Origin of the sequence: Bradyrhizobium sp. CCBAU 45384 (assembly GCF_028128665.1) — a bacterium.
GTDB classification, from domain to species: domain Bacteria; phylum Pseudomonadota; class Alphaproteobacteria; order Rhizobiales; family Xanthobacteraceae; genus Bradyrhizobium; species Bradyrhizobium manausense.
In genome coordinates this window covers 1-13,151 of sequence record NZ_LBIZ01000115.1, presented here as the reverse complement: position 1 = coordinate 13,151, position 13,151 = coordinate 1, and the positions used below count along the sequence as shown (strand labels likewise).

At 60.7% G+C, this 13,151-nt stretch carries 12 protein-coding genes and 3 pseudogenes; 8 read left to right on the top strand and 7 right to left on the bottom strand.

Annotation, left to right across the window (positions count from 1 at the left end):
* Positions 1-8 precede the first annotated feature (8 nt).
* The gene (locus tag XH80_RS27895) at positions 9-983 is read right to left on the bottom strand and encodes a tripartite tricarboxylate transporter substrate binding protein (protein ID WP_271601341.1); all 975 of its coding nucleotides are present in this window, start codon (positions 981-983) and stop codon (positions 9-11) included.
* Positions 984-1,216: 233 nt separating this feature from the next.
* Here XH80_RS27895 and XH80_RS27890 point away from each other — a divergent pair, with 233 nt between their 5' ends.
* Together XH80_RS27890 and XH80_RS27885 are read left to right on the top strand one after the other, a co-directional pair.
* Positions 1,217-3,307 carry a molybdopterin oxidoreductase family protein gene (locus tag XH80_RS27890; protein ID WP_271601340.1) on the top strand — a complete coding sequence of 697 codons (2,091 nt, stop codon included), beginning with the start codon at positions 1,217-1,219 and terminating at the stop codon, positions 3,305-3,307.
* Positions 3,308-3,436: 129 nt separating this feature from the next.
* A complete protein-coding gene (locus XH80_RS27885) occupies positions 3,437-4,219 on the top strand; it encodes an enoyl-CoA hydratase/isomerase family protein (RefSeq protein ID WP_271601339.1) in 783 nt (260 codons plus the stop codon).
* A 27-nt stretch (positions 4,220-4,246) separates the two neighbouring features.
* Here XH80_RS27885 and XH80_RS27880 read toward each other — a convergent pair whose 3' ends face one another.
* Positions 4,247-5,485, bottom strand: a complete 1,239-nt coding sequence (locus tag XH80_RS27880) for a hypothetical protein (RefSeq protein ID WP_271601338.1) — start codon at positions 5,483-5,485, stop codon at positions 4,247-4,249.
* A 1,405-nt stretch (positions 5,486-6,890) separates the two neighbouring features.
* Between XH80_RS27880 and XH80_RS27875 the strand changes: the two are divergent.
* The 4 genes and pseudogenes from XH80_RS27875 to XH80_RS27860 form a co-directional block, all read left to right on the top strand.
* Positions 6,891-7,127, top strand: a pseudogene (locus XH80_RS27875) (DNA-binding protein); the annotation flags it as partial.
* 183 nt (positions 7,128-7,310) lie between these two features.
* Positions 7,311-7,817 (top strand): annotated as a pseudogene (locus XH80_RS27870) (hypothetical protein); the annotation flags it as partial.
* Between the two features lie 425 nt (positions 7,818-8,242).
* Positions 8,243-8,680: pseudogene (locus tag XH80_RS27865) on the top strand (TrbI/VirB10 family protein); the annotation flags it as partial.
* Position 8,681: 1 nt separating this feature from the next.
* The gene (locus XH80_RS27860; RefSeq protein ID WP_271601337.1) at positions 8,682-8,921 is read left to right on the top strand and encodes a DUF2274 domain-containing protein; all 240 of its coding nucleotides are present in this window, start codon (positions 8,682-8,684) and stop codon (positions 8,919-8,921) included.
* Here the strand turns inward: XH80_RS27860 and XH80_RS27855 are convergent.
* From XH80_RS27855 to XH80_RS27845, 3 genes are all read right to left on the bottom strand, one after another.
* Positions 8,897-9,832 carry a LysR family transcriptional regulator gene (locus tag XH80_RS27855; protein ID WP_271601336.1) on the bottom strand — a complete coding sequence of 312 codons (936 nt, stop codon included), beginning with the start codon at positions 9,830-9,832 and terminating at the stop codon, positions 8,897-8,899. The two genes, XH80_RS27860 and XH80_RS27855, sit on opposite strands and share 25 nt — an antisense overlap.
* Positions 9,833-9,893: 61 nt before the next feature.
* On the bottom strand, positions 9,894-10,526 hold the full coding sequence (locus XH80_RS27850; RefSeq protein ID WP_271601335.1) for an acyl-homoserine-lactone synthase: 633 nt from the start codon (positions 10,524-10,526) through the stop codon (positions 9,894-9,896).
* 163 nt (positions 10,527-10,689) lie between these two features.
* Entirely contained in the window at positions 10,690-10,914 is a 225-nt protein-coding gene (locus XH80_RS27845) for a DUF6894 family protein (RefSeq protein WP_271601334.1), read from the bottom strand.
* 245 nt (positions 10,915-11,159) lie between these two features.
* On the opposite strand from XH80_RS27845, the gene XH80_RS27840 reads away from it, so the two are divergent.
* Positions 11,160-11,315 (top strand): IS1096 element passenger TnpR family protein, encoded by a 156-nt coding sequence (locus tag XH80_RS27840; protein WP_333968869.1) that lies wholly within the window; start codon positions 11,160-11,162, stop codon positions 11,313-11,315.
* 68 nt (positions 11,316-11,383) lie between these two features.
* A complete protein-coding gene (locus XH80_RS27835) occupies positions 11,384-11,506 on the top strand; it encodes a hypothetical protein (protein WP_271601333.1) in 123 nt (40 codons plus the stop codon).
* Positions 11,507-12,067: 561 nt separating this feature from the next.
* Here XH80_RS27835 and XH80_RS27830 read toward each other — a convergent pair.
* A complete protein-coding gene (locus tag XH80_RS27830) occupies positions 12,068-12,613 on the bottom strand; it encodes a hypothetical protein (protein ID WP_271601332.1) in 546 nt (181 codons plus the stop codon).
* Between the two features lie 278 nt (positions 12,614-12,891).
* The coding region (locus XH80_RS27825; protein ID WP_271601331.1) for a GlcG/HbpS family heme-binding protein at positions 12,892-13,151 on the bottom strand (260 nt) is incomplete at its 5' end.

Sequence of the window (13,151 nt, the reverse complement as noted above, 5' to 3'; positions counted from 1 at the left end):
TGCTAGCCTCAGGACTTGTTGAACTTCTTGACGACATCGGCCCATTTCGCGATGTCGCCGCGCAGGAATTTTGCGAACTCCTCTGCCGTCATCGACATCGGCACGGCACCTTGCTCCTTCCAGAGCTTGACGATATCGGGCCGCGTCACCATTGCGTTCACGGCTGAGTTGAGCTTCTCGATGACGCCCTTGGGCGTGCCTGCTGGGGCCATCAGGCCGAGCCAGATCGTCGCTTCGTAGCCGGGAAGGCCGGCCTCGCCGGCGGTCGGCACGTTCGGCAGCACCGCGGAGCGCTGCTGGCCAGTGGTCGCGAGTGCGCGGACCTGGTTCTCGCCAATGTTCGGTGCCATCGCCGGCACCGCGTCGATCATCATCTGGACCTGGCCGCCGATCACGCCGCTGCGGGCCTCGCCGCTGTTGCGGTAGGGAACGTGGACGACGTCGGTGCCTGCCATGGCTTTGAACAGCTCGCCGGCCATGTGATAGGGCGTGCCTTGACCTGATGAGGCGTAGTTGAGCTTGCCAGGCTGCGCCTTGGCGAGAGCGATGAACTCGGCAAGCGTCTTCGCTGGAACTTGCGGGTTCACCACGATGACGAGATCGGAGGAGTTCACCGGCGCGATCGGCGCGAGATCGCGCATCAAATCGTATTTGCGCTGCTCCGCCGTCAGCAGCGATTCATTTGCGGTTTGAGTGTTGGACATCATCAGCAAAGTGTAGCCGTCGGCCGGCGACTTCGCGGCCTCGACGGTGCCGATGACGCCGCCCGCGCCGGTGCGGTTCTCGACCACGAAGGGCTGGCCGAAGCGCTCCTGGAGCGCCTGGCCAATCAGCCGGGCTGCGACGTCGGCCGGGCCGCCTGCGCCGAACGGCACAACGATGCGGACCGCGTGCGCGGGATAATCCTGCGCCGGGGACGGGCTTGCGGAGAATGCAGCGAGCAGGCCGGCGGCCAGCGCCAGCGAAATGTGTCGGGCCGTCACACCCACCTCCCTGAACTCGTTTTTGTTGACCGGCACTGTAGAGGCAGCGGACGCAGGCTGTCGACGCCTCACAAAGTCGATTTGATCGGGAATATCGACCCGCTTTCGGTGTGACTGCAGGGCATTTCGCGGTCGCGGCAGGAACAGGCCGCGCGCGGGCTTTGACCATTTTGCATGGGCACTGCCGGATAAATGCCCTCGGCTCGCAGGTCTTTTGATGTTACGAAATTGCCATGAACCAGCACGCCAAGATCGAGATCCGCCACTCCACCTGTCCGCATGATTGCCCATCGGCCTGCGCGCTCGATGTCGAGGTGGTGGAAGGCCGCAGCATCGGCCGGGTTCGTGGTTCGAAGAAACAGACCTATACGGCCGGCGTCGTCTGCGCCAAGGTCGCCCGCTATGCCGAGCGCATCCATCATCCTGAAAGGGTGATGTATCCGATGCGCCGGACTGGACCGAAGGGCTCCGGCCAGTTCGCACGGATCTCCTGGGACGAGGCGCTCGACGAGATCGCCGATCGCTTCAACCAGGCGGAGCGGGAGTTCGGCGCGGAGTCGATCTGGCCCTACTACTACGCCGGCACGATGGGCCTGGTGATGCGCGACGGCCTCAATCGCCTCACGCATGTGAAAAAATATTCGCGCTTCTACCAGACCATCTGCGCCAATGTCGGGCGCATCGGTTTTGCGATCGGTACCGGCAAGATCGCTGGCGTCGATCCGCGCGAGATGGCGCTGTCCGATCTCATCGTGATCTGGGGTACCAACCCCGTCAACACCCAGGTCAACGTGATGACGCATGCCGCGCGTGCGAGAAAGGAGCGCGGCGCGCGGATCGCGGCTGTCGATATCTACGACAACGAGACCATGAAGCAGGCTGATATCAAGATTCTGCTGCGGCCCGGCACCGACGGCGCGTTTGCTTGCGGCGTGATGCATGTGCTGTTTCGCGATGCCTACGCCGACCGCGCCTACATGGACAAGTACACCGACTGCCCCGCCGAGCTCGAAGCGCATTTGAAGTCGCGCACCCCGGAATGGGCCTCCGCCATCTGCGGCGTGCCGGTGGCGGAGATCGAGGCCTTTGCCAAGGCCATCGGCGAGACCAAGCGGACCTTCTTTCGCCTCGGCTATGGCTTCACGCGTTCGCGCAACGGCGCGACACAAATGCATGCGGCGAACTGTATTCCCGCTGTAACCGGCGCCTGGCAATATGAAGGCGGCGGCGCCTTCTTCAACAATTACGCGCTTTGGCACTTCAACGAATCCATCATCGAGGGCCAGGACGCCCTCGACAAGACGGTTCGCGCGCTCGACCAGTCGCAGATCGGTCGCATCCTTACCGGTGATGCCGAGGCTTTGCTTGGCAAGGGTCCGGTCAAGGCGATGCTGATCCAGAACACCAATCCGATGACGGTGGCGCCGGAGCAGGCGCTGGTACGGCAGGGCTTTGCGCGCGAGGATCTGTTCGTCGCGGTGCATGAGCAGTTCATGACCGAGACGGCGCTGATGGCCGACATCGTGCTGCCGGCGACGATGTTCATGGAGCATGACGACCTCTATTACGGCGGCGGCCACCAGCACATCTCGGTCGGTCCCAAGCTGATTGACCCGCCCGGCGAGTGCCGCTCCAACCATGAGGTGTTGCAGGCGCTGGCGCCGCGGCTTGACGCCAGGCACCCGGGCTTCGAGATGACGCCGCGCGAGCTGATCGACACAACCTTGAGGCTCAGCGACCACGGCGACATCGCCGGCCTCGAGGCCGATATCTGGCGCGATCTGCAGCCGGATTTTCGCACCTCGCATTATCTCGATGGCTTCGCGCATCCCGACAACAAGTTTCACTTCAAGGCCGATTGGGCGCATCCGCCGTTCGGCCAGACCATGGGCGATTTCGACAAGATGCCATCGTTGCCGGACCATTGGGCCGTCATCGAGCATAGCGATCAGGCCCATCCGTTCCGGCTCGCGACCAGTCCCTCGCGCAGCTTCCTCAACACCACCTTCAACGAGACCCCGTCCTCGCAGGCGCGCGAGGGACGAGCGAGCGTGATGATCCATCCGCTGGATGCCGCCGCGCTCGACATCGCCGATGGCGATGCGGTGACGTTGGGGAATACCCGCGGCGAGACCACGCTGATCGCGGTGCTGTTCGACGGCGTGCGGCGCGGCGTGCTGATCGCTGAGTCCGTGCATCCGAACAAGAATCATATCGGCGGCCGCGGCATCAACGTGCTGACCGGCGCTGATACGATCGCGCCGATCGGCGGCGCGGCGTTCCATGACAACAAAGTCTGGATCCGGAAAGCGGCTGCCGCCTGAGCTGCGTTCGCACTTTGATGCTCCGTAATTTTGTGTCGAGGCGCTAAAGCGGCGCCTCCCGACAGATTGCCCTTGCACCTCACGCCGAAGCTGCCGCAAATGGCTGCAAACCGGGAGCAAGGTAGCCTCATGACCGACACCACAGCCGTCATCACCGAGAAGCGCGGGCAGGCGTTCTGGATCACCATCAACCGGCCGGAGAAGCGCAACGCGCTGAACGGCGACGTGATCGCCGGCATCACCAAGGGCTATCGTGACGCCCATGACGACAAGGATGTCCGTGTCATCGTGCTGACTGGTGCGGGCGACAAGGCGTTCTGTGCCGGCGCCGATTTGCAGAATTCAGGCGCGGCCTTCGCGATGGATTATTCCAGGCCGAATGTCGATTATGCCGATCTGTTGCGGCTGTCGCAGAACGCCACCAAGCCCGCGATCGCGCGTGTCGACGGTGTTTGCATGGCCGGTGGCATGGGCCTTCTGTGCATGACCGACATGGCAGTTGCGGCCGATCATGTCATCTTTGGCCTGCCGGAGGTGAAGGTCGGCGTGTTTCCGATGCAGGTGCTGAGCCTGTTGCAGGAGATCGCGCCGCGGCGCCTCGTCAACGAATGGGCGCTGACCGGCGAGCCGTTCGATGCGAAGGCGGCAAAGGACGCGGGTCTACTCAACTATGTTGTGCCCGCGGCGGAGCTCGATGCCAAGGTCGACTGGCTGATCAGCCGCATCGTCGACAAATCGCCGACCGCAATCCGCCGCGGCAAATATGCCATGCGCGCCATCGCCGCGATGTCATTCGACGAGAGCATCGCCTACACCGAAAGCCAGATCGCGCTGCTCGCGATGACCGAGGACGCCAAGGAGGGGCTGAAGGCATTCAGCGAAAAGCGGAAGCCGGTCTGGACGGGGCGGTAGATCTAATGTGGCAGAAGGCCATACCCCTTACCTCGTTCTGGCCACGAGCGGATCGTCCAAGAGAGTTGTTCCAGAGCGCTGCGAGCGACGCTTTTTAGAGGCCGTAATCAGCTGCTTCCGGGTGCGCTTGGCATAAGTTGGCAATTGGTACTTTGAGCGATGACGGCCGGCGGTGCGCAACTCAGCGTCCGTGAGGTCGCTGTCGGCACCTTCGGTAAAGCCGCCGTGGCGAAATGATGTGAAGGAAAGCTCGTCGCGAAGCCCCGCTGCGGAGATGATCTTCTTGACCACGAAGCGGAGATAACGCAGATCTTTGCGTTGGGTAATCCATGGGAGCTGAATGCTCGATCTTCGATGGGGATGATCGCGCCGGAAAGCCAATCCGGAAATCCCCCTTGCTTTGATAGCGTCGAGTTCTGTCATTAGCTCAGGGAAAAGCGGCGTGCCACTTTCGTCGAAGAGAGGCCACCATGCTTCTTCGCCATTCTTTGGATGTACAATCCTCACGCTATCTGGCCGTCCCTCCGGGCGATAGTGCGCTATTTCGAAGGCTCCGAACACATGTTCTTCGCGCTGTAGCCACTCCCAGCTGAGCAAAGCGGCTGTCCCGACCGAGTGAAACCCGAGCTTCTTGGCTGCGCGCCTAAACGCGACAAGCTCGTCCCAGCTAGCAGTAGGCGTTTCCCGCGCTGGTTGGCCAGGGGCCCGAGACTTTAGACCCATTCGGGAGAATGGATTCAATTCGGGGACCTTTGCCTCGTGGGCGCGCTGGCCAACAAACCAAGCGCGCCTGCAAGCCGTCATGGCCGCATTTGCGAAGCGCCGACGTTCGCGCTTGATGGTGTTGCCGTCCGCTTCCTTGCGTTCTACGACCAGCAACTTCGCATAGACGGCGTCGACAAATCCTCTGGTGAAGGTTGCAATCTGTTTCGAGCCCGCCCGACTGCCATCCTTCAGCTCGTGATTAGCAAAGAGTGCCAATCCTTGATCGTAGAGTCGCTGCGTTTTGTGATCGACTTCTTTCCACTTTTGGTGCGTTTTGAAAATCCATACGAGCCAATCGAAAGTGCCAGATACAGGCGAAGCCGGAGACATGTCGGTTAGGCCCCCGGAACGCCAGCTGTCAAAAGCGGGTAACAGGACATTCTTGACTCGGTCTTGAGCCACCGCAAGATCCTCGCCCAGGGCTTCGGATGAGATGGTGCAGCCTTGTTTTCGCGCCCAGGTGGGCGGCTCGAAAAAGTATGCCCAGCCGCCACGCTTCAATGCCTTTCGCCGACAGTAACGAGGAAGTATCGGTGTGGTGTGAGGCATCTTCATACGAGCGAGGCCAAGTCTTGTCCGTCTGAGTTATCCGTGATCGCGGTCCCGTGCGGTGAGGTAAAGTGGTCAATGACTGCTCTCGACCAAACTGGCTGTCGTGAGCGACCAGTTCCATGATAACAGCTCGGGCGAGGAGCTTCCCCACGGGCTACCGCGCGTGCAAGTTCGGCTGTGTCGCGGTAATCTAAATAGGCTGCGACCATATCCGCCCGCATAACTGCGGGCCATGTGCCGACTGGTGGGTAACGAGCAGGAAGTGCAACGCGGGATGCCATTAGTCTCCATCCGCCTATATAAATCGCGACAGTCTAAGCGTTCATGATTCTTCGCACTCGTCGCTCGCTGGTGCATGCATAATGGTGCGCAATTGTTTGTCTCGGTGTGCGCCATGCCAGGCCCGACTAGCTCTAGCCAAGAAACTGCTCGAATCCGAACTCGAAAATTGACTGAGAAACAAGGGGCGACGATAGCTGGTGCGGCAATCGGCTGGCCTGGAGCGAAATTGGGTTGGAATGTACGAGCGAGTAGATCGGACCGGTGAAGCGCTCGGAACCAAGCAGCGATAGCGGCCGCTTAGCTTGAGAGCTGCTTGGGAAAAGTATGATCGAAATCGACCGCAAGACAGCTCAACAGGTGGTCATCTGCTCTGGATACTCTTCGGCAGGGTGGTGTGTGCCCGCTGGTCGAGAGGCACCTGACTCCCTTTAGCCATGAGCCCTTATTCCGATAATCTGTCGTTAAAGTCGCTCGGAAAGCAGGGTTAGGAGCTCCAATTGTCGGAATGGCAAACACGTCTGAATCCGACGAACGACGGCGCCACTGCGTGGGTGAGCTAGCCTGTGATCTGGCGCAGTTGCGAGGAAAATTCAGTTCCGCCTCTTCCGTTTGAGCGCGTGCGGCGTTCGCCGCAGCGGGCTCTCGTGTTGAACCGAGCCGCTTTGCGTCTCGGCCATCCGGCGTTGATCCCTCGCGCAAGGACTCGCGGAGCTCTGCGCCGGGGGCACTCGGAAAAGGGGCCCGCCTGCGGCGATCGCTATCACTGCCCCGTTCCCGGGTGCCCTCTTAACCGGTCTCATCGCTGCACTCGGACCCGCGTGTCCCTTCGGGTCGCTATGCTCACGCTCTCCGGGTGCCATTGTTTCAAGGTGATGCGCCAATGGCGCACACCTGATCTTGCTTCCCGAGGCCTCTCAAGACCAACTCTCATGAAGAATCGGGCGGAAGGCGGGCGCATCGCATTTTCCGGACTCTCTCGCTTATAAGGTGAGTGTAAGAGTGTCGTGTAGGTTTTGCCGGATGGGCTATGGGCTGCAGGAGAGGCTCGCGGGTCCTTGTGCGGGAAGCATGAGGCGAATCTTCCGCGCAACTGACCGACCACTTGAAAAAGGCCGACATGGCCAAGGAGGCCGAGCGTCTTCTCGATAGTGCAGGCTGGTTGCCGGAGCCGCTGCGTCTCGTCGATCGCAACGCGGCGCCGGTGGAGCAGAAGGGGGAAGCGGGCCCGCTGCCCGAATTCCTCGCCGACGATGAGGATCGGGAGAACGCCGGCGACGATGGCCCGCAACAGCTCGACGCGGCTGAGTGACACAGCGCGGGATGGCCTCTTGCCGTCTCGCAGTTGCTTGGGGGCCAGTGTGTAGCGCCGGTCTCCATTTTAATGGGCTAGCACTGAGAGGGAGAGCTGGGCCGGGAAGGGTTTGAATCGCCCTGGTCTTAAGGAGAGCGCTGGGCGGTTCGACCCGTTCCTGCTCTCCCGAGAAATCCCGTCATGACTGAATCTCTCGCGGGCGGCGCTGCCGCCGCGCCGCTCTCAATGCGTGCCGCTCCCACTCTCACCTCTGCCGCTCTCAAGGTCGCCCGACAGATATTGACTGATCTCGAACGCGGCCGTCGCATCGATGCCGCCGTCCTGCGAAGCGCCATGGAAGCGGCCTTCGGCGCCTCGGACGCGGCCGGCGCATGGAGCTGGAAGACAGCCTATGACATCTGCGGGACGGCAATCGATCATCATCTCGACGCGAACGTGGTGCCGAGCGTCGTTCTGATGAACCTGCCGTTCTCCGTGGTGGTTAATGTCGATCGACGGATGGCGGATGCCGCTCTTCGGCACATTGCCTCTTCACTTCCGCGTCTTTGCGACGGTGGGCGCCTCGTCGCCATCGCTGGCGTGCGTTTTGCTCCGGATAACCCGGCGTGGCACGAGGCCTTTGTTCGCCTCCGGGAGCGGGGACGGGTGGCGTTTTCTGCCGCGATCGACAGCGCCGTCTACGCCAAGGGGCTCCATCTTCGCCGCATCCGGATGATGGGCGCATACCGCATCGCGCTATCGGGATTCATCGCCGCGATGCGCGATCGCCTCCGCGCTTACGGCCTCTTTGGAGAGATTATATCCTGGAAGCTGCTGATGTTCGTGGCCACGGATGCAAGCGGCGTCAGGATATCAAGAAGGGTGCTCGACATCTATCCGGTGGCGCGCGTCAGTGAGCGGGAGGCCGCGTGATGTCTCGCAGGGCTTCCGAATTGGCACGCCGTCTCGCGCGCGAGGCGGAGGCGGTATGTCGACACTATCTCTCCCACGGCAAGCGGGCGGGGCGGTACTGGGTGGTCGGCGATGTTCACAATACCCCGGGCCGCTCGATGTTCGTACGGCTCCAGGAATCGCCGAAGGGACCCGCAGGCAAATGGACCGATGCTGCGACCGCCCAGGGAGCGCGTCTGATCGGAATCTACGATAGTCAGGTCACTTTCGGCCAGTCCCGCGTCCTGCTCGTTTGGACTCGGCTGATCATGCCGAATGGACGTTCCATCGTTCTCGAGCGACAGCCTGGGGCTGATACCGCAGGCTATGCAGGTCTCGAAGACCAGGTCGACAATCACTGGGGCGAGCTATTCAAGGCCGCTGCGCTATCGACGTTCCTGGCTGTCGGGACAGAGCTAGGTTCAGGTTCCGACACGAATAGCAACGACAGCGCCATCATCCAGGCGTTGCGACACGGCGCCTCCGACACACTGAACCAAACCGGACAGCAGGTGGTTCGGCGCAGTCTCAGTATTCAGCCGACGCTGACCATCCGTCCGGGATTTCCGGTGCGCGTTATCGTAAATCGCGATCTCGTTCTCGAGCCATACAGAGGGTGAAATGACCAAGCTTAAGATTGGGGCACTTCCAGACGAGAGACCAGTCAAGGTCAGTGTTGAATTGCCGGCTTCCGTGCATACAGATCTGCTTGCGTACGCGAAAGCGCTTGCAGGCGAATCCGGTCAGCCCATCAGCGATCCGGGCAAGCTTATCGCGCCGATGCTGGCGCGGTTCATGGCAACCGATCGCGGCTTCGCGAAGTTGAGGCGCGCCTCTCAATCGCGAGCCGGCGACGGATAGCGTTCAGCCAAGAGTTTGAGAAAATTGACGAGGGCGGGATTGTCGTTATCTTCTCGCCAATGTGCCGAAAAGCCAACGCGTGTCGGCCCCGTCCCATCGCGCAATTCGCGATAGACCAAACCAGCGAAGCTCGCGCCGATATCTGATTCTAGTACTAACCCGATTCCGAGCCTCATGCTGATAAGGCTCTTGATGATACCTCGGCTAACGTCATGATGTTCGATCTTTGGTCGTTCCGCGGGAGAAACAAGCCTCGATATCACAAGATCCTCAAGTTCGCGTCCGGGATCGTGCTGGCTTAATAGGACAGTCTCGTTTCGGAGGTCCGTCCAGTAAACCACTTCTCGTGCCGCCAATGCATGATCTTCCGGCAGAGAAAGGAGGACCCGCTCACTCCAAAGCGGGCGAATGTTATTGTCCGGCAGCGGCACGTCACCAGTCACAATGAGAACATCCGCCGTGCCATTTCGCAGCGACGTTGCGAGACGTGTTCGCGAGCGCTCGATCGTCGCGAGTTCGATTCGAGGATGCCGGTTCTTGAATTCGGTCAGCGTCGCTCGCAGATTTCCAGCGGAAATTGAGGTGCAAAATCCGATCGAGAGACGGCCAGCTTCACCTCGCCCATTCGACTTTGCTGTTGCGACCAGCACATCGATTTGCTCTAGAATCAATCTAGCCATTCTCAAAATGCGTCGCCCAGCCGGCGTTGGCTGCACCCCTCGGCCTGAGCGCTCGAATACGGTAGTACCGATCCGGTGTTCGAACTGACGAATAGATCGGCTCAGGATCGAGTGTGGAATGGAGAATACCGCGGCGGCTTGCCGAAGGCTCCCGTAATCAGCGGCTGCGATCGCAAACCGCAGTTGCTGCAAATCGACAGCGAGCTCGCGAGACATGCGTGGCTTGTCCATTGTCGCGCTTCTCACAATTTTTGAGGTGGGCGAGTTCCCGGCGTCATTGGCCTGAATTTCGTCAGGCGACCGCGAGAACAACTGGCTCCCAAAGGACAGGGCCTTCGAAAACATCACCGTTACGGATCCTGGCCAGCGCCTCGGTGGATATCTCGAGATAAACTGCGACCGGCAAGGTGCTTCCGAGACGGGGCAGGTTGCTTAAGCGTCGGAACGGCCAGCTGGCGCGTCTTAGGATTCGTTTCATTCGAGCATCGGTTATCGTGACGATATCGGTAAGTCGTCGCGAGAGCCCGAACTCGATCATGCCCGCGAACAATTCATATGTTGCTCGAGCGATACCGTTCTTTCCCTTTGGAATATTGGTCGTGAGGTCAAGCGTGAATCGTCTACTTTCCCAAATCGAGCGCTCTGATGGTGCGTCGTGACCTGCGAGAAGAACGGAATACGTATCGCGCACCATCGTAGGCCCCACAGAAGGAACCAGGCGAACGCAGCCCTCTATCCGGTCGTTGGTCCCCAACTGTTCCAGGTAGGCAGGATGATGCGTATCAAAACTATCAACCTCCGTCTCTCCGCTCCTATGGACATCCCAGTCGAGCCGCTCCTTAAAAACTCGATAGCGTCGTTGGTGCATGGCGATGAGAGTTTCCGCAAGGTGGCCGCAGGACCGTTCGGTAATAAGTTGAATCATGATGGCCTCTAGGAAAACTTGTCGCGCCTCATGGAAGCTTGCGACGATTCGTCGCTCATCTTGGATGGCTAGGTCACCGCGTCTGGTACATGCCGATCGCGACAGCCAGACGCCAACTTGCCTGACTACACCTGTTAGCTGCTCAAATAGACGCTATGTAGCTTCAATGCGGCAAGTGACGTTGAATGCGATGGCGCCCGATTTCGCGGCCCTTTCTGTCAACGACTGTTAGTTCAGCGTCATCGTAGTCCCGGTCGTCGGTGCCGATTTCGAAGGCGACGCGTGCCCCGTAAATGTTGGCCTCGCGCGGTGTCGCGAAATCCATTCCCTCGTCGTCCACCGATACGAAGTTGCCATTCCGGATATGAAAGAAGTAGCGTTGTGACATCTTTGCTATTTAGCCCCCTGGAATCAGAGTGCACCTGTCATTATTGTCAGGGTGGAGTCGACGTAGTTCGGGGAATGGGAAGTGCAGCGGTTCGCATTCATAGCTGCGTTCATGACGCTGGTTACCGCTTGTGCTACCGCAGAGCCAATCGGAGCCGATGGCAAACAACGTTGGGGAATCCCCGATGCCGGCAGTGATTTTGGCCCCCAGCAGATCGATGCCCGCAAGGGGCACGGCTCTCCGATATCCTTCGCGAAACCGGCGCCAAGAGGATCCATTATCTCTGTGACCTTGGCGACAGCTTTGATCATGTGATCAAACTCGAAAAGTGGTTCGACAACACGTCGACAGACGGTCTTCCATTCTTGCTCGATGCCGCCGGTCGTTCTCGTCCGGAATAGGCGGTGCGCCAGGCTATGCCGAATACCTCGATGCCATTGGCGATGCCGCCCATCCGGAGCACGAATAAATGCGCCTCTGGGATCCGGTGCAGTTCGATCCCAATGTTGTCGACCGGAAGGCGATCGAGGCCGCCTTCAACGCTTTGTCCGACAAATGGAAGCCGCAGCGTCGCGTCACGCGGTCAAAATAGTCGTCACGCGCCAATCGAAAGGGCCGCAGCGCCACGTTCACGGCGGCTAAAAGCCCAATCGCTGCTCTCCGACTCGGAGCCGCGACACAGACTTGATGATGTCACCGCTGCCCCATCCGTCTGGGCTTTGGCTCAAGTTCAACATCGAGTCGCCAACGAGCCGGCTCGCCCTCTGCTGCCACCCCATCCGCTCTAGGGTTCGCAATCGTCCCACCCGCGCGGTTTGCCACCCAGGTTCCTGTCCCGACAACGCGCGCAATTGGAGAACCCCGTCAGGTGCATTGCAATGGCGCGGGTGAAGCGATCGGGCGCGCCCTCCTGCCGAAGCTGTCGGCCGCCTCGATCTCGGTCTCAGGGCCATCCCCAGATGATTTGCGGTCGGGTACCAGGCGTCATATTTTGGCCGCTGGCGTCGCGAGTTCCTCTGCCTCTTATAGAGCCGAGATGTGGCACGGTGGTCGTAGGTCGGAGATCCGTTCCCACCGCCTCCGTCTGGCGGGGCCTTGGTGGTTCCACCAGGACTTCGTTTCCACATCTCACTCGTAGGAAGGTGCGCAATCGCTATCGAGAATCACCACCACGAGGCGGAATAGCGAGACCAATGGCCCCACAAATCGCGCGTTCAGTCGAGAGCAGCAGCAGCCGGTAGCCATCCTCCTCGTAAAGGGGGTACCGGCCAACTTCGTAACACTCACGCACATACTTTAACGCCGCGGCCGCTCCTTTGAGGCTTGCTGGCACGGTGCCGGCGAGCTGACGCGAGGCCTTCATCTCAGCACGACCGAGTGCGCCTTCCGCCTCGCAGAGGCCACTTAACTTGGCCTCCAGCTCGGCCCGCCTGCCGCACGGCGCACGGCGCAGCTCGCGCTCGGCAGCATCCTGCTCGGCGAGCAGGCGCCCCAGTTCCTCAAAGGCTCGGCGGTGGCCTTCGATGGCATCGAGGATTGGGTCGGGGGCGGTCGAAACACCGACGCTTTCAGCCCATGAGGGAGTGATGACCCCGGCCAGGATGGCGGCGCCGGCGGTAACGAACTGCCGGCGCCGAGCGGCCGGGCCGGCAGGAAAGAGTAAACGACTCGTGGTATAGGCAGAATCAGCCTGAGACATGGCTTGCTCCATGTTGAGGGTTAGGCTCGCGCAGGTGTTCCACCATCTGTGCGGGCCGCTTGGCTGGCCTGTTGTGGCCAGTACCTTGAATCGAATCACGGCCGAGTCATTGCGTCAATGGATATGCGCAGCTTTCAGCGCGGGACGTGTAGGAAAAGACGGCTTCTGAAATAGTGGGTTTGACGATGTAACGGACCAGGGACTCGACCCCGACAATCCCGCGGGGGGCCGTGTCTGCGACTATATAGAATGCGTACCCCTTCAGTAGAGTGATAGGGCTACCCAGCGTTGGCCCTGAGGCCGGCCGCCTGGATTCCCGCCACGGCGCAGGCCTCGTCATTGTCGGATGTATCGCCGGAGATGCCCACCGCCCCAAGCAACGTCGTGCCGTCCATGATCAGCACGCCGCCGGGGACCGGCACCAGCGCGCCCTTGGCGATCGTGTTCATGGCGTTGATGAAATAAGGCTGCTCCTGCGCCCGCTGGAACAGGGCGCGCGAGCCGAGGCCCATGGCGAGCGCGCCAAAAGCCTTGCCGT